This window comes from Stenotrophomonas sp. YJH_SMC_106-19 (assembly GCF_059368375.1).
Window position 1 is genome coordinate 218130 of the sequence record NZ_JCAFRQ010000004.1, and the last position, 24411, is coordinate 242540.

The 24411-nt window shown below is 64.7% G+C and carries 26 protein-coding genes, 8 tRNA genes and 1 other RNA gene; 10 read left to right on the plus strand and 25 right to left on the minus strand.

Features of this window, described 5'->3' with window-relative positions; genetic code table 11:
* Positions 1–54 precede the first annotated feature (54 nt).
* Entirely contained in the window at positions 55–465 is a 411-nt protein-coding gene (locus AC5P5M_RS13665) for a helix-turn-helix domain-containing protein (RefSeq protein WP_495206035.1), read from the minus strand.
* A gap of 43 nt (positions 466–508) precedes the next feature.
* Here AC5P5M_RS13665 and AC5P5M_RS13670 point away from each other — a divergent pair, with 43 nt between their 5' ends.
* From AC5P5M_RS13670 to AC5P5M_RS13685, 4 genes are all read left to right on the plus strand, one after another.
* The gene (locus AC5P5M_RS13670) at positions 509–1279 is read left to right on the plus strand and encodes a hypothetical protein (RefSeq protein WP_495206036.1); all 771 of its coding nucleotides are present in this window, start codon (positions 509–511) and stop codon (positions 1277–1279) included.
* 29 nt (positions 1280–1308) lie between these two features.
* Entirely contained in the window at positions 1309–1629 is a 321-nt protein-coding gene (locus tag AC5P5M_RS13675) for a hypothetical protein (protein WP_100449540.1), read from the plus strand.
* Between the two features lie 7 nt (positions 1630–1636).
* Entirely contained in the window at positions 1637–2098 is a 462-nt protein-coding gene (locus AC5P5M_RS13680) for an ABC transporter permease (RefSeq protein WP_495206037.1), read from the plus strand.
* A gap of 394 nt (positions 2099–2492) precedes the next feature.
* Positions 2493–2957, plus strand: a complete 465-nt coding sequence (locus AC5P5M_RS13685; protein WP_111103506.1) for a DUF8426 domain-containing protein — start codon at positions 2493–2495, stop codon at positions 2955–2957.
* Positions 2958–3042: 85 nt separating this feature from the next.
* Here AC5P5M_RS13685 and AC5P5M_RS13690 read toward each other — a convergent pair whose 3' ends face one another.
* The 3 genes from AC5P5M_RS13690 to AC5P5M_RS13700 form a co-directional block, all read right to left on the minus strand.
* Positions 3043–4026, minus strand: coding sequence for a hypothetical protein (locus AC5P5M_RS13690; protein ID WP_495206038.1), 984 nt, complete (start codon positions 4024–4026; stop codon positions 3043–3045).
* On the minus strand, positions 4023–4220 hold the full coding sequence (locus AC5P5M_RS13695; RefSeq protein ID WP_495206039.1) for a hypothetical protein: 198 nt from the start codon (positions 4218–4220) through the stop codon (positions 4023–4025). The genes AC5P5M_RS13690 and AC5P5M_RS13695 overlap by 4 nt, the downstream gene beginning before the upstream one ends.
* Before the next feature lie 344 nt (positions 4221–4564).
* A complete protein-coding gene (locus AC5P5M_RS13700; protein ID WP_053519073.1) occupies positions 4565–4882 on the minus strand; it encodes a DMT family transporter in 318 nt (105 codons plus the stop codon).
* Between the two features lie 300 nt (positions 4883–5182).
* Here AC5P5M_RS13700 and ffs point away from each other — a divergent pair.
* Positions 5183–5279: signal recognition particle sRNA small type (ffs, locus tag AC5P5M_RS13705), an RNA gene on the plus strand.
* 65 nt (positions 5280–5344) lie between these two features.
* Here the strand turns inward: ffs and AC5P5M_RS13710 are convergent.
* Genes AC5P5M_RS13710 through AC5P5M_RS13720 form a run of 3 tightly spaced genes read right to left on the minus strand, consistent with a single transcriptional unit; the run spans position 5345 to position 7247 of the window.
* Positions 5345–5734 (minus strand): nuclear transport factor 2 family protein, encoded by a 390-nt coding sequence (locus AC5P5M_RS13710; RefSeq protein ID WP_053519070.1) that lies wholly within the window; start codon positions 5732–5734, stop codon positions 5345–5347.
* A complete protein-coding gene (locus AC5P5M_RS13715; RefSeq protein ID WP_495206040.1) occupies positions 5731–6498 on the minus strand; it encodes an MBL fold metallo-hydrolase in 768 nt (255 codons plus the stop codon). The genes AC5P5M_RS13710 and AC5P5M_RS13715 overlap by 4 nt, the downstream gene beginning before the upstream one ends.
* Positions 6498–7247: a 3-deoxy-D-manno-octulosonic acid kinase gene (locus AC5P5M_RS13720; protein ID WP_053519066.1), complete on the minus strand. Its 750-nt coding sequence runs from the start codon at positions 7245–7247 to the stop codon at positions 6498–6500. Before AC5P5M_RS13720 ends, AC5P5M_RS13715 begins: the two co-directional genes overlap by 1 nt.
* A 20-nt stretch (positions 7248–7267) precedes the next feature.
* Between AC5P5M_RS13720 and AC5P5M_RS13725 the strand changes: the two genes are divergently transcribed.
* Positions 7268–8314 carry a glycosyltransferase family 9 protein gene (locus AC5P5M_RS13725; protein WP_053519064.1) on the plus strand — a complete coding sequence of 349 codons (1047 nt, stop codon included), beginning with the start codon at positions 7268–7270 and terminating at the stop codon, positions 8312–8314.
* A gap of 46 nt (positions 8315–8360) precedes the next feature.
* Here the strand turns inward: AC5P5M_RS13725 and AC5P5M_RS13730 are convergent, their stop codons facing one another.
* Positions 8361–8765 (minus strand): DUF6165 family protein, encoded by a 405-nt coding sequence (locus AC5P5M_RS13730; protein WP_053519062.1) that lies wholly within the window; start codon positions 8763–8765, stop codon positions 8361–8363.
* A 133-nt stretch (positions 8766–8898) separates the two neighbouring features.
* Positions 8899–8989, minus strand: a tRNA-Ser gene (locus AC5P5M_RS13735).
* A gap of 162 nt (positions 8990–9151) precedes the next feature.
* Between AC5P5M_RS13735 and AC5P5M_RS13740 the strand changes: the two genes are divergently transcribed.
* The gene (locus AC5P5M_RS13740) at positions 9152–9856 is read left to right on the plus strand and encodes a PP2C family protein-serine/threonine phosphatase (RefSeq protein WP_053519060.1); all 705 of its coding nucleotides are present in this window, start codon (positions 9152–9154) and stop codon (positions 9854–9856) included.
* A 35-nt stretch (positions 9857–9891) separates the two neighbouring features.
* Here AC5P5M_RS13740 and dnaQ read toward each other — a convergent pair whose 3' ends face one another.
* Genes dnaQ through AC5P5M_RS13755 form a run of 3 tightly spaced genes read right to left on the minus strand, consistent with a single transcriptional unit; the run spans position 9892 to position 11738 of the window.
* Complete coding sequence (gene dnaQ / locus AC5P5M_RS13745; RefSeq protein ID WP_053519058.1) at positions 9892–10623, minus strand: DNA polymerase III subunit epsilon; 732 nt, start codon at positions 10621–10623, stop codon at positions 9892–9894.
* Positions 10624–10627: 4 nt separating this feature from the next.
* Positions 10628–11080 carry a ribonuclease HI gene (gene rnhA, locus AC5P5M_RS13750; protein WP_053519056.1) on the minus strand — a complete coding sequence of 151 codons (453 nt, stop codon included), beginning with the start codon at positions 11078–11080 and terminating at the stop codon, positions 10628–10630.
* A 13-nt stretch (positions 11081–11093) separates the two neighbouring features.
* Positions 11094–11738, minus strand: a complete 645-nt coding sequence (locus AC5P5M_RS13755) for a methyltransferase domain-containing protein (RefSeq protein ID WP_053519054.1) — start codon at positions 11736–11738, stop codon at positions 11094–11096.
* Positions 11739–11749: 11 nt separating this feature from the next.
* On the opposite strand from AC5P5M_RS13755, the gene gloB reads away from it, so the two are divergent.
* Positions 11750–12514, plus strand: a complete 765-nt coding sequence (gene gloB, locus AC5P5M_RS13760) for a hydroxyacylglutathione hydrolase (RefSeq protein WP_053519052.1) — start codon at positions 11750–11752, stop codon at positions 12512–12514.
* Positions 12511–13716, plus strand: a complete 1206-nt coding sequence (locus AC5P5M_RS13765) for a lytic transglycosylase domain-containing protein (RefSeq protein WP_065182465.1) — start codon at positions 12511–12513, stop codon at positions 13714–13716. Before gloB ends, AC5P5M_RS13765 begins: the two co-directional genes overlap by 4 nt.
* A 99-nt stretch (positions 13717–13815) precedes the next feature.
* On the opposite strand, the gene AC5P5M_RS13770 is transcribed toward AC5P5M_RS13765, so the two are convergent.
* From AC5P5M_RS13770 to AC5P5M_RS13825, 12 genes are all read right to left on the minus strand, one after another.
* A complete protein-coding gene (locus AC5P5M_RS13770) occupies positions 13816–15771 on the minus strand; it encodes a peptidyl-prolyl cis-trans isomerase (RefSeq protein WP_197600975.1) in 1956 nt (651 codons plus the stop codon).
* A 130-nt stretch (positions 15772–15901) separates the two neighbouring features.
* Positions 15902–15978: transfer RNA gene (locus tag AC5P5M_RS13775), tRNA-Asp, on the minus strand.
* 107 nt (positions 15979–16085) lie between these two features.
* Positions 16086–16162, minus strand: a tRNA-Asp gene (locus AC5P5M_RS13780).
* An 87-nt stretch (positions 16163–16249) separates the two neighbouring features.
* Positions 16250–16326 (minus strand) — tRNA-Asp (locus AC5P5M_RS13785).
* 84 nt (positions 16327–16410) lie between these two features.
* Positions 16411–16487, minus strand: a tRNA-Asp gene (locus AC5P5M_RS13790).
* A gap of 26 nt (positions 16488–16513) precedes the next feature.
* Positions 16514–16588 (minus strand) — tRNA-Val (locus AC5P5M_RS13795).
* Between the two features lie 11 nt (positions 16589–16599).
* A complete protein-coding gene (locus AC5P5M_RS13800; protein ID WP_005408270.1) occupies positions 16600–16872 on the minus strand; it encodes an HU family DNA-binding protein in 273 nt (90 codons plus the stop codon).
* Between the two features lie 217 nt (positions 16873–17089).
* The gene (gene lon, locus AC5P5M_RS13805) at positions 17090–19540 is read right to left on the minus strand and encodes an endopeptidase La (protein WP_053520353.1); all 2451 of its coding nucleotides are present in this window, start codon (positions 19538–19540) and stop codon (positions 17090–17092) included.
* Between the two features lie 142 nt (positions 19541–19682).
* On the minus strand, positions 19683–20972 hold the full coding sequence (gene clpX, locus AC5P5M_RS13810; protein WP_053520352.1) for an ATP-dependent Clp protease ATP-binding subunit ClpX: 1290 nt from the start codon (positions 20970–20972) through the stop codon (positions 19683–19685).
* Between the two features lie 126 nt (positions 20973–21098).
* Positions 21099–21725: an ATP-dependent Clp endopeptidase proteolytic subunit ClpP gene (gene clpP / locus AC5P5M_RS13815; RefSeq protein ID WP_053520351.1), complete on the minus strand. Its 627-nt coding sequence runs from the start codon at positions 21723–21725 to the stop codon at positions 21099–21101.
* Between the two features lie 76 nt (positions 21726–21801).
* Positions 21802–23097: a trigger factor gene (gene tig / locus AC5P5M_RS13820; RefSeq protein ID WP_495206041.1), complete on the minus strand. Its 1296-nt coding sequence runs from the start codon at positions 23095–23097 to the stop codon at positions 21802–21804.
* Between the two features lie 190 nt (positions 23098–23287).
* Positions 23288–23372 (minus strand) — tRNA-Leu (locus AC5P5M_RS13825).
* Positions 23373–23516: 144 nt separating this feature from the next.
* Here AC5P5M_RS13825 and AC5P5M_RS13830 point away from each other — a divergent pair.
* Complete coding sequence (locus tag AC5P5M_RS13830; RefSeq protein ID WP_081284423.1) at positions 23517–24176, plus strand: DUF2306 domain-containing protein; 660 nt, start codon at positions 23517–23519, stop codon at positions 24174–24176.
* A 44-nt stretch (positions 24177–24220) separates the two neighbouring features.
* Here AC5P5M_RS13830 and AC5P5M_RS13835 read toward each other — a convergent pair.
* Positions 24221–24296, minus strand: a tRNA-Lys gene (locus AC5P5M_RS13835).
* Between the last annotated feature and the right edge of the window lie 115 nt (positions 24297–24411).

The following is a 24411-nucleotide window of genomic DNA, read 5'->3' on the forward strand; positions in this document are numbered from 1 at the left end:
AAGCGTTGCATAGTAGTGAGTGAAAGCATTGGGCATCATTGGGTTCTTCCAGCGTCATCGTCCAGTTTCCGACTTGCTAAAGATCCTCATCAGCCGGATCAATTCTTCCTGTCTGTCTGCTGAGAGCTGAGACATCAACAAGATCGCCTCTGCCATAGGCTCGCTGACAGCGTGGAAGTAGGCGACGGGCAGCTCCAAGGCCTCCGCCAGCTTTGCCATGCTCTCGTTGTCCGGCATCCGATCGCCTCTCTCGTAGCGAGAAATTCTAGGGGCGGCAGTGTTTTCCTCCTCCAACCCCAGCGCCGCTCCCAACGCAGCTTGGGTCAGTCCCTTGCTCAGCCTCGCCTCGCGTAAGCGGCGACCAAAGGTAGAGGCGGGGGGGAGTGCTGCGGGCATGGAGAAAACCAACGAATGCTGAATTGACCCGTTAGTCTGCCGCTTCCAATCTTGTCCTGCATTTGCCATATTTGCAAATACCGTCAAACAGGCGGTTTTGCAGGGGATTTGGATGAAGCATCGTGAACAAGGGGCGCTCGTCGCGCTCTTGGCTTTGGGCCTTTGCCCGCACTTCTCTGCCGACGCGCAGAGCCCTTCGAATTCGGATCAAACCGGTGAAAGGCCCGGCTTCTTCCATCAGCTCGGCAAGAGCCTGAAAGACGCCGGCCAGCAAGCGCTTGGGGCCAAGCCGGCCCTCCGGACCGCGTCGGTCGCTGGCCCCCTCTACACCCCGATCAGTGGTGCGGGCCGCATCAACGGGCTGTTCAAGAACGAGGACCACCAGAGCGCGCAGCAGGGCCGGCTGGATTGGCCCCGGGTCGCACTGACCTACAAGGAATGGGGCGCAAGCCTGCCCTGTTGGACCGTGGAAGCCCGGATCTGGACCAGCGCTACCGCCTCCACGACCGAGACGTTCCGAGCCTGCGCGGACGCCCCGTTGACCATCCAGGACGACTTGGGCGAAGAAGCGGAGCTCAACAGCAACGCTCGAGCCAAGGCCACCACCGACCTGATGGTGGGCCTGAGGGTTCGCGCCGGGAAGCCGAACACCGGCGACGACCGGACCACCGGCCCCACGCCGCCCCGCGAGCCGTTCAACGTGCGTACGACCCGCGACGGTGTGGCGTGGCAGGCCCGGAAAGTGGCTTTGAGCGCCGCTTGGGTCTCCGGTTTCCTGCGAGCTGATGACCTCTATCCCGGTCCTTCCGGAATCTTGACGCCGTTCCGCGACACCCGCGTGTGGATCGCCGGCTTTGATCCGGCCGGCAACCGCGACAAGTAAGACCCCACGTCGACCAGGAAGAGACCTTCATGAACACGATCAGGACCATCGCTCTCAGTTTGACCATTGCCTCCGCGCTGACGGCCTGCGGCAGCAAACCCTCCGACGATCAGGCCAAGAAAGCCATTACCGCTGAGTTTGAGCGCGTGCTGGGAAGCCAAGTCTGGGTGAAGGAATACCGAGACTTCAGCCTGAGCGGCTGCAAGAAATCGGAAACGGCCGAGGGAGTGATTTGCGACGTGGGAGGATCGGTCGTCTTGGACATCGGCGGCGTCGCCCAGGCCCGGCCGTTCGTTCAGCCGGTCCGCTTTTCGAAAGCGTCCGGCGAGTGGACCGCCCACAAGCTTTGAGGCCGCCATGACCACGCGTTCTTACGCCCATATCGGTTGCGCGACGGTCCTGCTGGGAGGCGCCGGCCTGCTCTTTGTAGCCGGCGGCCTTGAGGCCCTGCAGCAGGGCGCCCCGCTGGGCTGGCTCGCTATCGCGGGCGGCTTGGCCACCTGGGCCGTGTTGGGGTTTCTCTACTGGATCAACGCCCGGGCCTACCGGCGTCAGGAGGAGGCCCAGCGGCAACCGTACGCCCCGCCCTCGCCCAAGCGAAGCGGGTTCTGGAAAGGGTTCTTCGTGACCTGGGCCATCGTGGTGGCTGCCCATCTGGCCTCTTTTCTGGGCATGGGCTTCGCTGACCTGCTGCCACATCCTCAGCAAGCCCGGGCGATCTTCAGCCTGCTCGTCCTGGCGTTGGTGCCGACGCACGTGGTGGTGCCTGTCTTGGGCGGGGCCGTCTATGGCCTGGTCCGGTCAACGGCATTGAGGTAGACCCTCGTCAACCTGCGCCAGCCCTTCCCAGGACGTTTCGGATTCGTCGTCGGGCCGCTCATGGCCCGACGCGCAAGCCGGAAGGCGGCACTGCGGCATCCGGCCGAGGCCCGTGTGGCTCAGGCGAGAGACAAGGGATTTGCGTGGTAGCAGTGTTGGGCTCTGACGGTGCGCAGCCTGATGGGTGCGCCGGGGGCATTTGCCATAAAGCCGATGATTACCAACCTTGGTTGATACGCCTTACTAGGCACACATGGCCGTCCGAGAATCTGCGTTGGACCAAGCAACCAACCAGCCACAAATTTGCCTCGCACCGGGCTGGATCCCCCAGTAGGATTAGGTGAAGGCCGACTAAGCCGTCGCTCTCACCACACATCCAAGGAAAGGGATTTCTATGACGTTCTGGCGCATGCAGTTGCACCCTTCGGACAGCACCCGAGCAGTCGCTCATACCACCCGGTCACTCGGCTTGGGATACGTGGGATTGGACTTTGCAAGTCCCCCAGGCGATCTGACGGATGTGAAGCAACAAGACATCGACCAGAGCCAGCGAGACTACTGGGATTTCGCGCACTGCATGGAGGTAGGCGACATCATCTTAGTCGTCGCCCACCATTATCCGTGCGCATTGGCCCGGGTCACCGGGCCATACAACTACATCAGAGCTCCGGAAGCAGAATTGGGTGTGTGGTTCCGCCACTTCCGAAAGGTCGAAGTGCTGGGCTACTACGCGGATTTCGTCACCCATCCGGCAAAGTGGGAGAAGACCACCATGACCGACACCATCTCCATTCTGAGGGATCCGGGCAGTGCCTCTCACCAACTCATTTCCAAATGGCTCGCTAAGTTAGGCGAGTAACACCGTGTAGGCATCACCGGGCAGCTTTGGAGCCGCGGCTCTTCGCTTGCCATCCAGTGCTCGTGGAATTGCGCTCTGGAGCTGGCTATACGAAATGCACTTCATCCGTTTCCAGGTGAGTGGAATTCACGTCCGCTCCAGGCTTCACCTGCCGTCGTCGTAGCTTCTCAGCTGCTAGGCAGGACAAACCTGCCACAATGACCATGCTCAGTCCACCAATGGTGGACTTCAATCCGACGTAAGGCGACAAAAGCAGGAGAATGGGCAGTCCCAGATAGAAGGCGTGCCGGGTATTGTCCACAACCAGGGAAGATCGCTGAGGAGCAAGCTCTTTCCTGTCCGCCACGGCTTGAGTATGCGCCTCAGGCTGCTGAAACTGTTTGTAGAGCTCCAGATCGAAGGCCTGCGCGGAGATGATTTGCTTCATCGAGACTATGACCTGAAATATCTCCATGGTCGCGTCATCCGGCAGCTTGATGTCGTAGTAGGTCGTGAAGACCAGCTTACCTTTGTCATCCCTGTAGCCTGACGCAACAGGGGTCATGCCCACCCACTCCTTACCCACTCTCGGGCCCGTGAACTCGTCCAACAGGCCGACGTAAACCTTGCTGTTGTCTAGGGTCAACGCAACCAGCGTGCCATCCTCTTCGCACTTGATAGCAAGGCTCTCGATGGCGTCAATCGCGCCGTGACGCGAGGCGATCAACTGGGCAAGTGATCGGGTTCGGACCAACGGAACATTGAGCAGGATTGGAAGCGCGGCCCCAAGGAGTAGACACCACAGAGTGATCGCGAGATGCAGAGTCAGCCCTTCAGCCGACTGCTTATCACTTATCTGAAGGGGCAACATCCCCTGGAGCTTGCCTAGATACAAGCTGTAGGTGGAATGCCGCAACGCCAACGCATGCAGCCCGGCGCTGATGCCGAACAAGTAAACCGAGCACAGAGCAGCGCCGAAATACTGAGGGTGCCCCGGATGGTGGAGTGCCTCAAATCGCGTGTATCGCCACTGGCGATAAAAATACCAGCCCGCCGCCAAGAGGACGGCCAGCAGGGCCAAGCTCGTCATTTGGGCGACGAACCCTTTTCCTTGGCAACCTTGAGGTCGCGAAGATCACGTGCGGCGTCCAGCTGACGCTTCATGCGGCCAGACTTAAGAAGCCCATCACGGTTAAGCACAAGGGCACCGTCACGGTTGACCTCGTAGAAGGTGTCCTTCTGCCCTCGCTTGGCGATGGTGAACTGGCTAAAGAATTGCTTCATGTCGCTGATCATATGACCTCCAACGCCCAATGCAAGAGGGACCCATTCAGCTTTCCAGTCTCTTCACGGTCTGAGCATCGCAACCAAAGTCCTTACGGCAGCGCCTCCGCTGTCTTGGTAGACGGCTATCACCCTTGCACAATGCCGGCCAGTGGACGGCTATGATGGGCAGGACACAACACAGGACACATGTCCGGTTTGCGATCTGTTGCAGGGTCAAGGGGTTAGGTTCAAGTCGATCCGATCCCCCTCTCTCCGCCAGATGAATGAAAAAGCCGCCCATCGGGCGGCTTTTTTATTTGTCTGGCAGCCAGAGTCGGTTGTCCAGCAAACTCCGCCCAGCCTCAACTGCTGGACAGCTTCATCAGCACCAGCCCCGACACGATCAACACCGCCGCGCCGATCCGCATCGGGCTGACCTGTTCACCCAGGAACACGATGCCGACCACGAAGGCGCCGACCGCGCCGATGCCGGTCCAGATCGTGTAAGCCGTTCCCAGCGGCAGGCTGCGCATGGCCACGGCCAGCAGCCAGAAACTGGCGATCATGCCGGCGAGGGTGACCAGGGTGGGAGTGAGCCTGGTGAAGCCTTCCGATTGCTTCATCGACACGGCCCAGACGATTTCCAGCAGGCCAGCGAACAACAGATAGATCCAGGCCATGACGGCCCTCCTCTTGGCAGGGCCAGGCCGTCCTGGTCATTGATTCCCGATGCGGGGGAGGTCGTTCCTCCTGGCCCGGGATTCTAGCAACGCCCGCGCCGCCCGGCCGCGAACACGCGCCGCGGGTTACAGCAGATTCAGCGCATGGCGCTGGCGTCGATACGCCTGCCTGCGCTAGAATGCGCGCCTGCCATCGGCCAGCCGATGCGCAGTCCGGCTGTGGTCTCCGGCGCACCCCGCGCTGCTTCCCCTGATCCGTGAACAGGCCGCCTCCGGGCGGCCAACGTCTCTATGGTGGCCCCGTCGGCCCCTCGCGACGCTAGGTCGAAAACCCCGCCAGGGCCGGAAGGCAGCAACGGTATCGATCGACGCGGGCGCCGAGGTCAGCCGGCGGGGCCATCGCCTTTCTGGCAGTGCCGCGCTCTGGTAAGAGGTCAACCCTGGTTGGCCCCCTCGCCGGCGCTACCGTGCTTCGGGCGTCCCTTGATGGAATACCACCCGCCATCCCTGCCCATGCCTGCGCCACAACGAACTGCGCAGCACCCAGCGCTGCGGCTGGCCATCCAGGTGGTAGCGGCTGCGATAACGCACCTGGGCCAGGTCTGGTGCCAGCAACGAGACCGCGTACTGCTCCGATTCGATCTGCACCTGCGCCCGCTCCAGCGGAATCTCCGCCAGCGCAGCCGCACGGCCATAGCACTGGCCGGAGCTGCCGATCTCGCTGAAATCCTCATCCAGCAGTTCCGACAGCCGCGCGCGATCACCGCGCACCTGCGGGGTGTGCAGCGCGCGTTCCAGATGTTCCAGCTCGGCCGCCAGCGCCGCGTCGGCAGGCTGGCCAGAGGTATTCACGGCGGATCCTGCGCCAGCACGTGCGGCGCGGTCGGGGTCGCCAGCGGCACGCACTGGCCCGGCTGTGCCACGCGGTGTCCGCGCGCGGCCAGCGCAGCACCATCGGCCACGCTGGCGTAGTGGTACAGCATCATCCGCGCCTGCAGCTCAGCGCTGTACTCGCGCTCCAGATCATCGACCCCGGTATGCGATGGATTGCCGTGCAGGCCGCAGTCGTGGGCGATCAGCTCGTTGTCACTGGCGTACCGCGCCAGCATCTCCGGGATCGGCCGGGTATCACCGCTCCAGGTCAGCGCGCCCTGCAGGCGCAACCCATAGGCGGTCTCCGGCCAGTGGTGGCGTGCCGGGAATACTTCCAGGCGCACGCCTTCATGCCAGAACGCGTCGCCGACCACGACCAGCTGGAACGCATCCCAGAAATTGGCACCGCCCTCGGCCAGCACATTGGGGTAATCGCCGATGCGCCTGTGCAGCAGCGGCACCACGGTGGCCGGCACATACAGGCGCACCCTCCCACGCCGCTGCGCGTTGAAGTAGGTATCCACGAACAGCCGCTCGAAACCGGCCACATGGTCCAGGTGGACATGCGTGATGAACAGCGCCTGCGGCATGTGGCCGTAGTGCGCCCTGAAGGCGGTCAGGCCTTCCCCGCCACAGTCGATCGTCAACCACGGCCGACCTTCGCGCTCGATCACCGACATCGGTGATCCCAACTCGACCGCCGACGCATTGCCGACGCCGAGGAAACGCAACGACCAGTCCATCAGGTGCCCCGGTTCCAGGCCATGTCATAGGCGCGGCGCAGCCGCGCGTAGTCCTTCTGCACGTCCTCTACGCTGCGCTCGCCGCGCAGCTTGATCAACGAGCGCAGCAGGCGCTTGAGGTTGCGCTCCCGCCAGGCGGTGGCCGGAATGCGGATGACGCCACGATCGAAGTCGATCAGCCAGCCATGGCCGTTGCTGTCGAACAGGATGTTGTGCGCGTTGAGGTCGGCATGGTCCAGGCCGGCACGGTGGAAGCGGGCGATCAGCCGACCGGTCTCTTCCCACGGCGCGCCACGTCCGGCAACCAGCGCGCGGTCGGCCAGCGAACGCACCCCTTCGATCCGTTCCATCAGGATCGCCGCCCGGTAGCGCATGCCCTGCCGCATGTAGAAAGCCGCCACCGGCCGGGGAACCGGCAGCTTCAGCGCGCGCAGGGCCCGCATCAGCCGGAACTCGGCAAAACTGCGGGTCCGGTCGGCGCCCCGCCACAGGTACTGGTCGTGGCTGATCCTGGCCACCAGGCCACCGCGCAGGTAGTGGCGCAGCACGCTGGGGCCGAACGGCGCGTCGACGAACCAGGCGCTGCCACGCCCCCCTTCGCCCACCGGCCGGGCCCGGCTGCCCCAGTGCTGGGGAGAGAACAGGCCGATGTCGGCTTGCCGCAGGCGCTCGCGGTCGAACAGAATGGCCCCGATGCCGCGACCCTCGCGGCATGGCGTCAGCGCTTCATTGGCGTCGAATGCGACCATTTCTTTGAGTCTAACAACACATGGCATCAGCGTCCTCATCCTTGTGCCTTCTGCGCCTGTCCGCACTTGGCGATGTCACCCACGTGGTGCCCCTGGTGCGTACGCTGCAGGCCGCACGCCCGGACACGCCGATCCACTGGATCATCGACAAGGCCGGGCAGAAGCTGCTCGAGGGTCTGCCGGGCGTGACCTTCCACGCCTACGACAAGAAGAGCGGCATGGCCGGCGTCAAGGAGCTGCGCAAGCAGCTGCCACCGGGGCGCTTCGAGGCGCTGCTGCAGATGCAGGTGGCCTTCCGCGCGAACCTGCTGTCGGCGTTCATCCCGGCCGAACGCCGCATCGGATACGACCGCAGCCGCTCGAAGGATCTGCATGGGTTGTTCATCAACGAACGCATTCCGGACCGCCCCGGCATCCATGTGCTGGATGCGATCGGCAGCTTCTGCGAGCCGCTGGGCCTGCGCCAGACCGACGTGAGCTGGGACCTGGCCGTGCCGCAGTCCGCGTTCGAGTGGGCCGCGGCGCAGTGGCAGGATGATGGCCGGCCGGTACTGATGATTTCGCCCTGCTCCAGCCACGTCCGCCGCAACTGGTACGCCGACCGCTATGCGGCCGTCGCCAACCATGCCACGCAGCGCGGCTGGCAGGTGGTGCTGTGCGGTGGCCGCAGTGAACTGGAACGCAGCATGGCCGACGCGATCCAGGCCCAGCTGCACACGCCGGCACTGGACCTGGTCGGCAAGGACACGCTCAAGCAGCTGCCTGCGCTGCTGGCACGCGCCAATCTGGTGATGACACCCGATTCGGGACCGATGCATATCGCCAATGCCATGGGAGCGAAGGTGCTGGGCCTGCACGCGGCCAGCAACCCGCACCGCAGCGGCCCGTATTCGGATCGCCGCTACTGCGTGGACCGCTATGACGACGCCGCACGCAAGTATCTCGGCAAGCAGGCCGCCGACCTCAAGTGGGGCACCAAGATCGAGTTCGATGATGTGATGGAACTGATCACGGTCGAGGACGGCATCGCCGCCTTCGAACGTTACGTGACCGACCACCTCACCTGAGTCGATGGATCATCGGTAGCGCCGGGCGACGCCCGGCGGATCCATCTCACCCGCGCTGTGCGTAATCCTGGTACGACTTCTCTTCCACGTAGGCAGAGCCCAGTGCCAGGTTGATCGCCTTCTTGATGCGCGCACGCTCGTCGTTGCGCAGATACACACTGCGTGCAAGGTCGATGAAGCCCTGGTCGAACGCCTGCGCCTTCTCCTTCAGGCGGATGTCGTCCTCGATGTCCCACAACTGCTCGTTGACGGCCTTGAGTTCACCGCGCAGCTTGGCGATGTCCTTGACCGCGGCCGGGTGCGCCATCCAGGTCTGCTCCAGCGCCGACAGCTCCTTGCGCACGTTGGCCAGCTTGCCCTCGTCGCTGATCCGCTCGGACTTGATCTGCAGGATCGAAATCTTGTCGAGCAGTTCGCCAAAGGACACGGGAACGAGGATTTCAGCAGTCATGGGGGAGCTCCAGCAGGTGATGCGTACATGTTAACCCGCAGCACCCCGAGGGGAGATCCATTGCCGCCCCGCAACGCGCGCGGCCAGCGGGACAACGAAAAAAGCCGCCCGGGGGGCGGCTTTCTTCTTCATCTGGCGGAGAGGGGGGGATTCGAACCCCCGAGGCGCTATAAACGCCTGCCTGATTTCGAGTCAGGTACATTCAACCACTCTGCCACCTCTCCGGGTGGTCCCCGGCGAACCGGGGACGCGCATCATACGAGGAAGTGAGGCTGCCGACAAGTCTCCTGGGGCCTGCGGCGCAATTTTCCTGCCGCCATGCCTTGCCGGATGCCGGTCACGCCGTGATGATGCCCTCTCCCCCGCGCTACTCCGCCCCGCACACCATGATCGAATTCGGACATCTCACCCATCCCGGCCTGCGCCGCGAGCTCAACGAGGACACCTATTACGGTGACAGCGAGCTGGGCGTGTGGCTGGTGGCCGATGGCATGGGCGGGCACGCCTGCGGCGAGGTCGCCAGCGCGCTGGCGCGCGAAGCCATCGTCCGCGAGATCCGCCGCGGCGCGTCGCTGGAGCAGGCCATCCGCACGGCCGACGAAGAGATCATCCGCGCTTCGCGGCGACGCAACGATACGCTGCCGATGGGCACCACCGTGGTCGCCGCGCGCGTGCAGGGCAATCGCTACGAAGTGGCCTGGGTCGGTGACAGCCGGGCCTACCTGTGGCGCGACGGCCAGCTGGCCCAGCTCAGCCAGGATCACAGCGTGGTGCAGGAACTGGTCACGCAGGGCAACCTGACCGCGGAGCAGGCGCGCGCGCATCCGCACCGCAATGTGGTCACCCAGGCGCTGGGCGTGACCGATCCGGCGCACCTGAACGTGGCCACCACCCGTGGCGAACTTCGTCCCGGCATGCAGCTGCTGCTGTGCAGCGATGGCCTGACCGAGGAGGTCGATGATCGCGGTATAGCCCGCACGCTGGCCTTCGACGACGCCAGCGCACAGGAATGCGTGGATACGCTCGTCGCCGCCGCGCTTGATGGCGGCGGCCGCGACAACATCAGCGTGATCCTGGTCCGCTGCCACTGAGCCAGCGGACCGCACGTGCACCCTGCGCCGAGGGTCTACGCGCTGGCGGGCTCTTCCACTTTCGGGCCGTCCCACAGCGCGTGACCGGCCTTCTTGCGCAGGCGCTCCAGTCGCGCGGCGTGCGCTTCACGTTCCGATGCGGTGGCGACCACGCGCGGACGGGGCAGCAGCTTGGCAGCATCGAACGCCTGCAGCACCGCGCCACCCGCGCCGGCCTCGTCCTCGCCCAGACCGAAGCCGATCTCTTCCTGCCCTGACGTCAGCGCGATGTAGACATCGCCCAGGATCTGCGCATCGAGCAGGCCGCCGTGCAGTGCACGGTGCGAATTGTCCACGCCCAGCCGCTTGCACAGCGCATCCAGCGAGTTGCGCTGGCCAGGGAAACGCTCGCGCGCCATCGCCAGGGTATCGATCACGGTGCAGCGATCGGTGATCTTCCCGTACTGCGGCCCCAGCAGGGACAGCTCGTTGTCGAGGAAACCCAGGTCGAATGCCGCGTTGTGGATGATCAGCTCGGCGCCGTCGATGAACGCCAGGAACTCGTCGGCGATCTGCGCGAACTCGGGCTTGTCGGCCAGGAAGTCCAGGGTCAGGCCGGTGACTTCCTGCGCGCCCTGTTCGAACTCACAGTCCGGCTTGATGTACTGGTGATAGTTGTTGCCGGTGGGGCGACGCTTGAACAGCTCCACGCAGCCGATTTCGACGATGCGGTTGCCCTTCTTCCACTCCAGGCCGGTGGTTTCGGTATCGAGGATGATCTGACGCATGGGCTCAGTTTACCGGGCTGGCATCGCGGATCTGGATGGCGGCATTGCGCGCCAGCGTATCGACGCGTTCATTGTCCGGATCGCCGGAATGCCCCTTCACCCAGCGCCAGTCGATCTGGTGCCGCAGCGTCGCCGCATGCAGCCGCTCCCACAGCTCGCGGTTCTTCACCGGATCACCGCCGGCGGTCTTCCAGTTCTTGCGGATCCAGCCCGGCATCCATTGGGTCAGGCCCTGCCGCACATACTGGGAGTCGGTGAACAGCACGATGTTGCAGGGCTCGGTCAGCGCCTCCAGGCCGGAAATGGCCGCCATCAGTTCCATCCGGTTGTTGGTGGTATGCGCTTCGCCGCCGCTCAGTTCACGCTCGTGGTCCTTGTAGCGCAGCAACGCGGCCCAGCCGCCGGGACCGGGATTGCCGAGGCAGGATCCGTCGGTATGGATTTCGATGGTTTTCAATACAGCTCCAGAATCAGGTAGCAACGGTGCCATGCCAGCGCACCGGCAGCGGTGTCGGCCCGGGCAGGGCCAACGTACGTTTTTCGGCATGGAACAGGCAGGCCGCGCGCAGCGGGGCCCAACCCCCGCGGCCACGACTGCCGGCGCCCTGCCAGAGCGGGCCCAGGTAGCGCATGTCGTCGCAGTCCAGCCCGTGACGACCCAGCAGCTGGCGGATCCGCTGCGGCGTACGCACCGTCAGGCCATGCTGGCGCCAGTGGGTGCGGAACGGACTGAACGGATTAAGGCTGCTCAACCACAGATGGCCGCCGGGCATCAGCACCCGCTCGCACTCGTCAAGCAGCTGGTCGGCATCAGCGGCCGTCACGTGCTGCAGCACGATGGCATTGACGCTTTCGGTGGCCAGCGGCAGCGGCAGACCGCAGCACGCATCGCCGGCATAGCGGCCGCCATTGCGGTACAGGCGCAGGCCGCGCCCGCCCGGCTGCGCATCTTCCAGCCAGGCAGCGCTCGGCGCGATCCACATCCAGGGCTGTGCGGGCAGCACCGACAGCTGTGGCAACAGCAGTTGCCGCTCCAGCACGCGCAGGGCCGCCGCCGGCTCGCTGTCGAACCACGGGGCCAGGCTCGCTTGACGGGTGCTCTGCAGCGCGGGCATGGTCCAATTCTATGCGACTGACTGCCCTGCCCGCATTTGCGGACAACTACATCTGGGTGCTGATCGATGATGAAGGCGCTGCCATCGTCGTCGATCCCGGTGATGCCGCGCCGGTGCTCGCGCTGGCCGAACAGGGCCTGCGCGTGGATACCATCCTGCTGACCCACCATCACGACGACCACATCGGTGGCGTGCCGGCCCTGCGTGCCCGTTTTCCCGGCGCGCGGGTGGTCGCACCGGTGGAGGAACGCATCACCACCGCCACCGAACGCGTCGGCGAAGGTGAACGCGTTCAGGCACTGGGCCGGACGTTCCACGTACTATCCGTGCCCGGGCATACCCGCAGCCACATCGCGTTTCACACTGCTGAACATCTTTTCAGCGGAGATTCGTTGTTCAGCCTGGGCTGTGGACGCCTGTTCGAAGGTACGCCGTCCCAGCTGCTGGCATCGATGCGCACGCTGGGTACCTTGCCTGCACGACTGCTGCTTTGTTGTGCCCATGAGTACACCGTGTCAAATGCCGTCTTCGCGCGGCATGTCGACCCCGCCAACGCTGCCCTGCGGCAGCGCCAAGAGGAGGCTTTGGCCATGCGCCGCGATGACCGTTCCACCCTGCCGGTAACCCTGGCCAACGAACTGGACTGCAATCCGTTCCTGCGTGTGCACACCGCGCCGATCCGCGCGGCGGTGTCGGCGCACCTGGGGCGCGACGTCGTTGACGATGTCGATGTCATGGCCGGTCTCCGGCATTGGAAAGACGGCTTCCGCGCATGATGCGCCGAAGTCTGCCGCTGGCCCTGGGCATCGCTCTGGGGCTGGCTGGAACCGCAGGCGCGCAGTCGCTGGGCGCTGGCATCGGCCAGAATCTCACCGCCGCTGCTGCGTTGCCCTTGGACGCCTCTTCGCTGCCACCTGCATCGGTGCGCAATGGCCAGGAGATCTTCTCCAGCTTCCGCGATGGCCTGGCTGAACCCACCTGCGACGCCGAGGCCACCAGCCCGCGCTGGCAGAAACAGTTCGCGCACGCCCCGTCGCGCCTGGCCAACCAGGATGACGATGCACTGGTCCTGTTCGGCTATGTGGTCGAAGAACTGCGCAAGGCCAACCTGCCGACCGAATTCGCGCTGATTCCCTTCGTGGAAAGCGGCTACCGGCCCAATGCCCGCAATGGCAGCGGACCGACCGGGTTGTGGCAGTTCATCGCCACCACCGCCCGCAACCATCGCGTGCCGATGGCCAACGGCTACGACGGCCGCCTGTCGGCGGTGGATTCGACCCAGGCCGCGGTGCGCTACCTGAAAACCCTGCACGGCATGTTCGGCGGCGACTGGCGGCTGGCCACCATGGCCTACAACGCTGGCGAATATCGCGTGCTGCAGGCACTGCGCAAGGCGGGCATGAATGCGCAGAACGCCACGCCCTCGGCCCTGCCCGGCCTGTCGCCGGTCACCTATGCCTACGTCGAGAAGCTTCACGCCCTGGCCTGTGTGCTGGAAGACGTGGAAGAACAGCCGGGCGTCATGGCCTCGCTGGACCGCACCGTGCCGGTGCTGAAGGATCATGCCCTGCCGGCCGGCACCAGCGTCCAGCAGTGGGCCGCCCAGCGCTCACTGGACCCGGCACGCATCGCCCGCCTGAATCCCGCCCTGGCCGCCGGTGGCCGCCCCACGGGCACCACCCGGGTGCTGGCCCCTGTCGCAGCGGCGACCGCCGACGTGGTGGACAGCACGACGGCGCTGGCGGCCTCGGTTTCGCCCGCCTCTGCCCCCGCTGCCTCGCCAGCGCCGCAGGTTGCCCGCACCGTCGCCGCCGCCGTCGACCGTCCGCGCAGCCGTCGGCATACGGTGCGCAACGGCGAGTCGGCCTGGACCATTGCCCGTCGCTACGGCATGCCGGTCAAGGCGCTGCTGTCGCTGAATGGCCTGAGTGGCAGCAGCGTGCTCAAGCCGGGCGCGGTGCTTCGCCTGGAAGACTGACCGGCGCACAGCAGCGCCGCGCGATCCTCCTGCTACCGGGCACCCGCCCACGAAAAAGGCCCGGCAATGCCGGGCCTTTCCGTTCTGCCCGCCGTGGGCTTACAGATTCGCTTCGGTGGTCTGCACCACGAACTTCTTGCGCATCGCGTCGATGTAGGCCTTGGCTGCGGCCATGCCGTCGATCTGGCTCAACTGTTCCTTCAGCTGCTTCTGCTGCTCGGCGGTCACGTCCTTGATGTCGCCCGGATTGACCTTGTTCACCGCGAACACCAGCGCACGGCCGTTGACGTCGACCTTGCCGTAGGTCGGCTTGCCTGCGGTGGGTACCGGCGCGCTGAAGATCGCGCTGTTGATTTCCGGGGTCGGCACCGGCTGGCCACGCGGCAGGCCCGGCATCGGGCTCAGCTGCAGCTTTTCGCTGGCAGCCAGCGACTGCAGGGTGGCACCGCCCTTCAACTTGGCCAGCAGCGCTTCGGCCGCCTTGTCGCTGGCCTGGCGCTGGCGGTCGGCACGGATCGCGGCGATCACCTGCTCGCGGGCCTTCTCCAGCGGCAGCGCCTGCTCCGGCGTGTGGGCCGCGACGCGGATCACGACGCTGTGGTTGGTGGCGCCTCCCAGGGCGATCGGATCGCTGGCGGTCCCGTCCTGCACCAGCACGTCCGAGAACGCGGCGCGCAGCACAGCCGGGTCGCTGGCGATGCCGCTGGCGGTAGCGCGGGTGATCGGTCCCAGGGTCTGCAGCGGCAGCCCCACTTCCTTGGCTGCGGCAGCCAGGTCGCTCGGGCTCTTGTTGATGGCATCGACCAGACGGCCGGCCAGCTCGTTGAAACCGCGCTCACCGTCGGCCTTGAGCTGTTCGGCGGCCAGCGTATCGCGCACGTCCTCGAACGACTTGCCTTCGCCGCCGCGTACCGCGGCGACCTTGATGATGTGGTATCCGTATTCGGTCTTGACCGGACCGATCACGTCGCCGGCCTTGGCCGCGAACAGGGCGTCTTCAAACGGCTTGACCATCGCGCCACGCTCCACCCAGCCCAGGTCACCGCCCTGGTCCTTGGAGCCCGGATCCTCGGAGTTGGCCTTGGCCAGGGCTGCGAAGTCGGCACCGGCCGCCTTTGCCTCGGCCGCCAGCTTGTTCGCCTTGGCCTCAGCACCGTCGCCGGTAATCAGGATGTGGGCGGCCTGGCGCTGCTCCGGAGAGGTGAACTTGGCCTTTTCTTCCTCGTAGCGCTTGCGCAGGGTGGCTTCGTCGGCCGGCGTCGGCGCCGGCAGGTTGGCACCGTTGACCTCGACATACTCCAGCGAAACGGTTTCGGCCTGGCGGAAATCCTTGCCATGGCTGTCGTACCACTGCTTGATCTGCGCATCGGTCACCGGGGCCGTGTCAGCCGGCACCGGCGGCAGCGCAGCCAGCTCGACATCACGGGTTTCGCCCAGCAGCTTCAACAGGCGTTCGGTCTCGGCCTGGGTGACAAAACCGGAGTTCTGCAGTCCGGCCGGAATCACCGACTGCTGCAGGCTCTCGCGCACCAGTTCCTGGAACTGGGTCGGGGTACGCGGAGGATTGCCGCCGGCCAGCGCCAGGCGGTAGCTGTTCTCGTTGAACTTGCCATCCGGCCCCTGGAACGCCGGCATGGACATGATGTACTCGCGCACGGCGCCATCGCCAATCACCACACCCGCCTGCTCGCCGACCAGGCGCACGACCTGCTCGTCGATCAGCTGATCCAGGACCGCCAGCTTGTTCTCGGTGCTTTCGAACGCGCGCGGGTCGAAGTTCTCGCCCTGCTGCTGGCGCTCACGCATGCGCTCCTGCTCGAAACGGGTGCGGAAATCCTGCGCGCTGATCTCATGGTGCTGCCACAGCATGCGTACCGGCCACCACGACGGCGCGGAAGGCCACCAGGTCGGCGGTGCGGAAACCTTGGCCACGTTCTGTGCGCCAACGCCACCCAGGTAGCTGTTGTCGATCACGAACAGGAACGGAATCATCAGCAGCCCCAGGATCACGGTGACGATCCAGCCTGAGGTCTTGTCGCGGAGTTTCTGCAGCATGGTGAGGAATCACAAGGCCTGATTGGCGAGCCCGGCAGTGTAACCCGCTTCGTCGCAGGGACCAAAAACGCCAAGGGCGACATGCGCGCAAAGAAAAAGCCCCCGGCATTCGCCGAGGGCTTTTGAAAGTTGGCGGAGCGGACGGGACTCGAACCCGCGACCTCCGGCGTGACAGGCCAGCATTCTAACCAGCTGAACTACCGCTCCGCGCTTGAAACTTTGCAGGCGCCCAGTATATCCGAAGACACCCTGGAAACCCAGCCCGATGAACACTTTTTTCAAAGTTTTTTCACAGGGACTTAAGAACTTCGCAATGGCGGAGCGGACGGGACTCGAACCCGCGACCTCCGGCGTGACAGGCCAGCATTCTAACCAGCTGAACTACCGCTCCGTGCTTGCGACAACCCTTCTGCCTTCGTCCCGGACAGGCCGGGGAGAAGACAAGGCCCCCAGCTTTGGACCGGGGGCCTCGATGTAATGGCGGAGCGGACGGGACTCGAACCCGCGACCTCCGGCGTGACAGGCCAGCATTCTAACCAGCTGAACTACCGCTCCACGTTGTACTGCTTGTGTTCTCTTCCCGATCAGGATCAGGGAGAAAACAAAGCCTCCAGCTTTTGGCCGGAGGCCTCGTTGAAGTGGCGGAGCGGACGGGACTCGAACCCGCGACCTCCGGCGTGACAGGCCAGCATTCTAACCAGCTGAACTACCGCTCCACACTCAAACTTTTACCGCGGTGCTGTGGTGGGTGCTGAGGGTTTCGAACCCCCGACCCTCTCCGTGTAAAGGAGACGCTCTACCGCTGAGCTAAGCACCCCAGCGAGCCGCTTAGTTTACAGCATCCTTAAGGGCCTTGCCAGCCTTGAAGGACGGATTCTTCGAAGCAGCGATCTTGATGGTGTCGCCGGTCTTCGGGTTGCGGCCGGTGCGGGCTGCACGGTCGCGGACCTGGAAGGTACCGAAGCCGACCAGGGTGACCGCATCGCCGTCCTTCAGCGCCTTGGTGATGGCAGCAACGACGGCATCGACAGCGCGGCTGGACTCGGCCTTGGTCAGGTCGGCAGCTTCAGCAACGGCGTCGATCAATTCGGTCTTGTTCATTCTCTACAACTCCTTTGGCGGTGGGTTCCGCGGATTCGACAGGGAAGCAACCGCACGCCATCTGCGTGCGATCGCCATGTGGAAACGGTTCGCCGATTCAGAGATCGCCAACAGCGATCACTCATTTGCGAGTGCTGCTTTTATACCAGTGGCCCTACCCCCACGCAAGCTGGAAAGCCAGTAACGACGCGGGTTTCAGGCCATTCGGCAACGCGCGTCAGTGCTTGACGCGCGCGTTTCCACTCGGTTTCGCCTTGCTACGTACCGTGACGCGCTGCGCACTCTTGCGCGCCTTCTTCGGTGCCAGCGGACGCTCCAACGCCAGATCAAGCACTTCTTCGATGTACTTCACCGGCACGATCTTCAGATCACGGGTGACGTTGGCCGGGATGTCGGCCAGATCCTTGCGGTTCTCTTCGGGAATGATGACCGTGCGGATACCGCCACGCAGGGCAGCCAGCAGCTTCTCCTTCAGTCCACCGATGGCGGTGACCCGCCCACGCAGCGTGATTTCGCCGGTCATCGCCACATCGGCACGCACCGGCACCCTGGTCAGCATCGAGACCAGGGACGTCACCATCGCCGCGCCGGCGCTCGGGCCGTCCTTCGGCGTGGCGCCGTCCGGAACGTGCAGGTGCACGTCGTGCTTCTGCAGGAAGTCGCTGTCGATGCCGAAACGATCGGCGCGCGAACGCACGACCGACAGCGCCGCCGAAGCCGATTCCTTCATCACGTTGCCAAGCTGGCCGGTCAGGATCAACTGGCCCTTGCCCGGTACCAGCGTCGATTCGATCTGCAGCAGGTCGCCACCGACTTCGGTCCAGGCCAGGCCGGTGACCAGGCCGATCTCGTTTTCTTCCTCGGCGCGACCAAAATCGAAGCGGCGCACGCCCAGGTACTTGTCCAGGTTCTTGCCGGTCACCGTGACCAGCGCCTTGGCCTTCTTCGCGCCCTTTCTGGCCTTCACCGGCTGCGGGCCTGCCAGCGCGATCTCCTTCACCACCTTGCGGCAGATCTTGGCGATCTCGCGTTCCAGATTGCGCACGCCCGACTCGCGGGTGTAGTAGCGCACGATGTCCTGGATCGCATCGCTGCCGATTTCCAGTTCCTCCGGCTTCAGGCCATTGGCCTTGATCTGCTTGGGCACCAGGTAGCGGGTCGCGATGTTGAGCTTCTCATCCTCGGTGTAACCGGGGATGCGGATCACTTCCATGCGGTCCAGCAGCGGGCCCGGAATGTTGAGCGAGTTCGAGGTGGCCACGAACATCACTTCCGACAGATCCAGGTCCACTTCCAGGTAGTGATCGTTGAATGCGTTGTTCTGCTCCGGATCGAGCACTTCCAGCAGCGCCGAGGAGGGATCACCACGGAAGTCCATCGACATCTTGTCGATCTCGTCGAGCACGAACAGCGGGTTCTTGCTGCCGACCTTGTTGAGGTTCTGCACGATGCGGCCCGGCATGGAGCCGACGTAGGTGCGACGGTGGCCACGGATCTCGGCCTCATCACGCACGCCGCCCAGCGACATGCGCACGAACTTGCGGTTGGTGGCCTTGGCGATGGACTGGCCGAGCGAGGTCTTGCCCACGCCCGGCGGCCCGACCAGGCACAGGATCGGGCCCTTCATCTGCTTCACCCGCGACTGCACCGCCAGGTATTCAAGGATGCGCTCCTTGACCTTCTCCAGGCCGTAATGGTCGGCATCGAGCGTATCCTGCGCGGCCTTCAGGTCCTTGCGCACCTTGGTGCGCTTCTTCCACGGCACGCCCAGCAGCCACTCCAGGTAATTGCGCACGACCGCCGCCTCAGCGGACATCGGCGACATCTGCTTGAGCTTGTTCAGTTCGTTGCGCGCCTTGGCTTCCACGGCCTTCGGCATGCCCGCTTCGGCGATCTTGCGGGCCAGCTCTTCCAGCTCGCCCGGCGCGTCGTCGAGGTCACCCAGTTCCTTCTGGATGGCCTTCATCTGTTCATTGAGGTAGTACTCGCGCTGGCTCTTCTCCATCTGCGACTTCACGCGGCCGCGGATGCGCTTTTCCATCTGCTGCACGTCGATCTCGCCGTCGACCAGGCCGACCAGCATCTCCAGGCGCTCGCCGACAGCCAGCGTTTCCAGCAGGCGCTGCTTGTCGGCCAGGCGCACGCTGATGTGGGCGGCGATGGTGTCGGCCAGGCGCGCAGGCTCGTCGATCCCGGCCAGGGTCTGCAGCAGCTCCGGCGGAAGCTTGCGGTTGGTTTTCACGTACTGCTCGAACAGCGACATCAGCGAGCGGGCGATCGCCTCGATCTCGCGCGGCTCGCGCTCGTCCGCAGCGTCGATCTCCACGGCCTGGCCGTGCAGCGAACCGTTGCGTTCGTCGACATGGGTCACCTGCACGCGCGAGAGGCCTTCGACCAGCACCTTGATCGTGCCATCGGGCAGCTTCAGCAGCTGCAGCACCTGCGCCAGCGTACCGACCTGGTAGAGATCGGCCGCATGCGGGTCGTCGGTCTCGGCGGACTTCTGCGCGAGCAGCAGGATGCGCTTGTCTGCCTCCATTGCCTGTTCGAGCGCGTGCATGGACTTGTCACGGCCGACGAACAGCGGGATGACCATGTGCGGGAACACCACTACGTCGCGCAGCGGCAGGACCGGCAGGTCGAGGGTTTCACTTGGGGAACGGGCCATGGGGGCTCCAGGGAAGGGGAAAACCGCCTCCGGGAGGACATCTTCCGGAGACAAAAAAAGCCGATGGCCCCGTTATGGGGCCATCGGCTTTCAGATGCAAGGCATTCCTTTAAAATTCTTTCCAATCAACAACTTGGAAGAATCACTCGGCGCCTGCGGCCTTCTGTTCAGGGGCCGCCGGGGTCTGGTAGATCAGGTACGGCTCGGACTTGTGCTCGATCACCGATTCGTCCACCACCACCTTGCTGACGTTTTCCTGCGAAGGCAGGTCGTACATGGTGTCCAGCAGCACCGATTCGACGATGGTGCGCAGGCCACGGGCGCCGGTCTTGCGCTTGAGCGCCTTGCGGGCGATGGCCGACAGGGCGTCCGGACGGAACTCCAGTTCGACGTTCTCCATCTCGAACAGCTTCTTGAACTGCTTGGTGATGGCGTTCTTCGGTTCGGTCAGGATCTTGATCAGGGCCGGCTCGTCCAGCTCCTCCAGGGTCGCCACCACCGGCAGGCGGCCGACGAACTCGGGAATCAGGCCGAACTTGATCAGATCTTCCGGCTCGACTTCCGCCAGCAGCTTGCCCACTTCCTGCTTGCGCTCGGCGCTCTTCACCTTGGCGCCGAAGCCGATGCTGCCCACGTCGGTGGAACGGGCCTGGATCACCTTGTCCAGGCCGGCGAACGCGCCGCCGCAGATGAACAGGATGTTCTTGGTGTCCACCTGCAGGAACTCCTGCTGCGGATGCTTGCGACCGCCCTGCGGCGGCACGCTGGCCACGGTACCTTCGATCAGCTTCAGCAGGGCCTGCTGTACGCCTTCGCCGGACACGTCGCGGGTGATCGACGGGTTCTCGCTCTTGCGCGAGATCTTGTCGATCTCATCGATGTAGACGATGCCCTGCTGCGCCTTCTCGACGTCGTAGTCGCACTTCTGCAGCAGCTTCTGGATGATGTTCTCCACGTCCTCGCCCACGTAACCGGCTTCGGTCAGCGTGGTGGCGTCGGCCATGGTGAACGGCACGTTGAGCAGGCGGGCCAGGGTTTCGGCCAGCAGGGTCTTGCCCGAACCGGTCGGACCGACCAGCAGGATGTTCGACTTCGCCAGCTCGACGTCGTCGTTCTTCTGCCGGCTCTCGATGCGCTTGTAATGGTTGTATACGGCCACGGCCAAGGTGCGCTTGGCACGGTTCTGGCCGATCACGTACTGGTCGAGGACCTCGAGGATCTCGCGCGGCTTCGGCAGCGAGCTGCGCGCCGACTGCGCCTTTTCCTCAAGTTCTTCGCGGATGATGTCGTTGCACAGCTCCACGCATTCATCGCAGATGAACACGCTCGGACCCGCAATCAGCTTGCGCACTTCATGCTGGCTCTTGCCGCAGAAAGAGCAGTAGAGGATCTTGCCGGTGTCCGTGGAACGACCTTGGCGGTCTTCGCTCATGCTTCGCTTACCCAGTTACCCCACCCGCTGAACGGGGGTTCGATTCGAGAATAGCACAGGGCCGGAGGGACACCAGTCCCGCCCGACCCTGCAGGAACGAGGCCTGCCTGGCCCCGTGAAGGCGGCTCAACCCGCCTGGACCGACTCATCCGGGCGACGCTCCAGGACCTGGTCGACCAGGCCGTAGGCCTGCGCTTCGACCGCACTCTTGAAGTTGTCGCGCTCGGTATCGCGAGCGATCGTTTCCAGCGACTGGCCGGTGTGGCGGGCCAGGATCTCATTCAGGCGCGAACGCAGCGTCAGGATCTCGCGCGCGTGGATGTCGATGTCCGTCGCCTGGCCCTGGTAACCCCCCAGCGGCTGGTGGATCATCACGCGCGAATTGGGCAGCGCATAGCGCTTGCCGGCTTCACCTGCGGCCAGCAGGAGGGCACCCATCGAGGCCGCCTGGCCGATGCAGGTGGTGCTCACATTCGGCTTGATGTACTGCATGGTGTCGTAGATCGCCATACCGGCGGTGACCACGCCACCCGGCGAGTTGATGTAGATGTTGATGTCCTTCTCCGGGTTCTCCGATTCCAGGAACAGCAACTGCGCCACCACCACGTTGGCCATGTGATCGTCGATCGGGCCCACGAGGAAGATCAGGCGCTCCTTCAACAGGCGCGAATAGATGTCGTAGGCACGCTCGCCGCGGCTGGTCTGCTCGACCACCATCGGAACCAGGTTCAGGGCTTTGGTTCGGTTGTCCATTACGTGAGGTACCTATCTTGGGGGGAAACAACCCCGCGCCGGCAGGGGCGCGGGGCATACGGTGATCCGCCCGGACTTACTGGCGGATCGCGTCCTGGAACGACAGCTTCTCTTCGGTGTGCTGGGCGCGCTCGGCGATCCAGTCGATCACCTGCTCTTCCATCACACGGTTCTGCAGACCAGACATCAGCTGGGGGTCGTTGCGGTACATCTCAATGACCTGCTCCGGCTCTTCGTAGGTCGAGGCGATCAGACGCAGCGTTTCGTTCAGGCGCTTGGGCTCCAGGCGCAGATCGTTGGTGCGCGCCACTTCGCCGACCAGCAGGCCGACCAGCACGCGCTTGGCGGCGGCGTCCTTGAAACCTTCGTGGGCATCGGCCGGGATCTCGCCCGGGTTGCGGCCGCTGCGGCGGATCTGCTCGACCTGCTGGGCCAGCATCGCGCGGGCTTCGTTCTCGACCAGGCGCGGCGGCATTTCCACCGAGGAATAGGCGGCGATCAGCTGCTCGCCCACTTCACGGCGCAGGCGGTTCATCAGCGCGCCCTTGAGCTCGCGCTCCAGGTTGGCGCGGATGTCGCTGCGGAACTGCTCGACATCACCGCCCTTCACGCCGAAGCTCTTGATGAAGGCCTCATCGACCGTCGGCACCACCGGCTCGGACACTTCGGCAACCTTGACGGTGACCTGCACGGTCTTGCCGGCCAGCACCGGCACGCGCCAGTCGGCCGGGAAATCGACGTCCAGCGTCTTTTCCTCGCCCTTGGCCAGGCCGACCAGGCCCTTTTCGATGGTCTCGAACATCATGCCCTGGCCGAGCACGATCGAACCCTTCTCGGTGCCTTCGGCCGGCAGGCGCTCTTCGCCGGCCTGCGACCAGGTTTCGACCGCGACCAGGTCGCCATCCTGCGCGCCACGCGCAACCGGTGCCCAGGTGCGGCGCTGGTTCTGCAGGTTCTCGATCATCTGGTCGATGTCGGCGTCGGTGATCTCGGCGGTGTGGCGCACCACGGTCAGCTTGCTGACGTCGATGTCACCGAAGTCCGGCACCACTTCCACGGTGGCCACGAAGGAGAACTCACCCTCGTCGCCCTTGTCGATGCGCGGGCTCCCGACGATGCGCAGATCGTGCTCACGCACGGCCGCGTCGAAGGTTTCGCGCAGCAGGCCGTCCAGCGCCTCGCCACGGACCTGCGCGCCGAAGCGCTGCTCGATCACCTTGGCCGGCACCTTGCCCGGGCGGAAACCCTTGATGCGGGTGGTACGGGCGATTTCGCCGAGGCGGCCGTTGATGTGGCTCTGCAGACGGTCTTCCGGCAGCGAGAAGCTCAGGCGGCGTTCCAGGTTGCCGATGGATTCGATCGAAGCTTGCATGTTGACTCCTGCCACCGGTGGCGCTCTGGCCTCCGGCTCGATGATGGATGAAACGGTTGTAAGGTGACGGCGTCCGGGACGCGCCTGCTTGCCGCAGCCCTTTAGTTTCGCCCAATTCGGCGTGCACTGCCAGCGCAGGCCGGGCAAGCGCCTCGGGAACGCCCGGCGGGGGGCGGAGGCAGGCCGGCACTGGTGCGAAAGGGGGGACTCGAACCCCCACGCCTTGCGGCACTGGAACCTAAATCCAGGGCGTCTACCAATTCCGCCACTTTCGCGTGGCCGGCACAGGCGGTCATTGTCGCAGGCGGGTGCACAAAGCGGAAGGCATGACAAACCTGAATACGTAGCCCGGACGCCCACGCGCAGGCGCCAGCACGTGCGCGTAGACTCGTGCCGTTGCCGCCACCCGGTCTGCCCCGATGGAACGCACCCCACTCCGCACGCCCCTGCAGGCCCGGATGCCCGGCTGGTCCACACTCGTCTGGCTGCTCGGTCTTGCAGTCGCGCTGCACTTCCTGTGGGTCACCGCACAGCGCTACGGGCAGGTCAGCGCCGAGGCCTATGGCATGTTCTGGGAGCGTCGCAACTGGCTGTGGCTGCATGTCGCCGGCGGCAGCCTGGCCATGCTGGCCGGCGCCACGCAGTTCATCGGTCCCCTGCGGCGACACCGTCCCCGGCTGCATCGCTGGCTGGGACGGATCTACCTGGCCGGCATCCTGCTGGGGAGTGCCGCTGTCGCCGGCCTGATCGCCACCACCCAGGGCTGGCTGGCACTGAAAATGGCGTTCGCTGCGACCGGCCTGGCGTGGTTGGTCACATCATTCTGCGGCTATCGCAGCATCCGGCGTGGCGACGTCGAGCAGCACCGGCGATGGATGCTGCGCAGCTACCTGGTGACGCTGTCACCCGCGGTGTTCCGCCTGTCGCTGCTGGTGCCTGCGCTCATGCAGCTGGCATCGCCCCTGGTGATGGTGCCGAGCCTGCTGGTGCTGAGCTGGGCCCTGCCGTTGATGGTGCATGAAGCAGGAAGGCGCCTGGTGTCCATCGGCACACTCGCAGAGCCGTCCGGCAGCCGCTGAACACCCAAGAAAAAAGCCACCTGGAGGACCAAGTGGCTTTCGTCTGGTGGGCTGTCAAGGATTCGAACCTTGGACCTATTGATTAAGAGTCAACTGCTCTACCAACTGAGCTAACAGCCCGAAATCGGGGCGCGAATTATGACCTGATGCGCACACGGGGTGCAAGCTTTTTTCAACATCGTTGATCGATGCATGCGTGCCACGACCCAAGGTGCTTCGCATGCCCTTTGCGCGG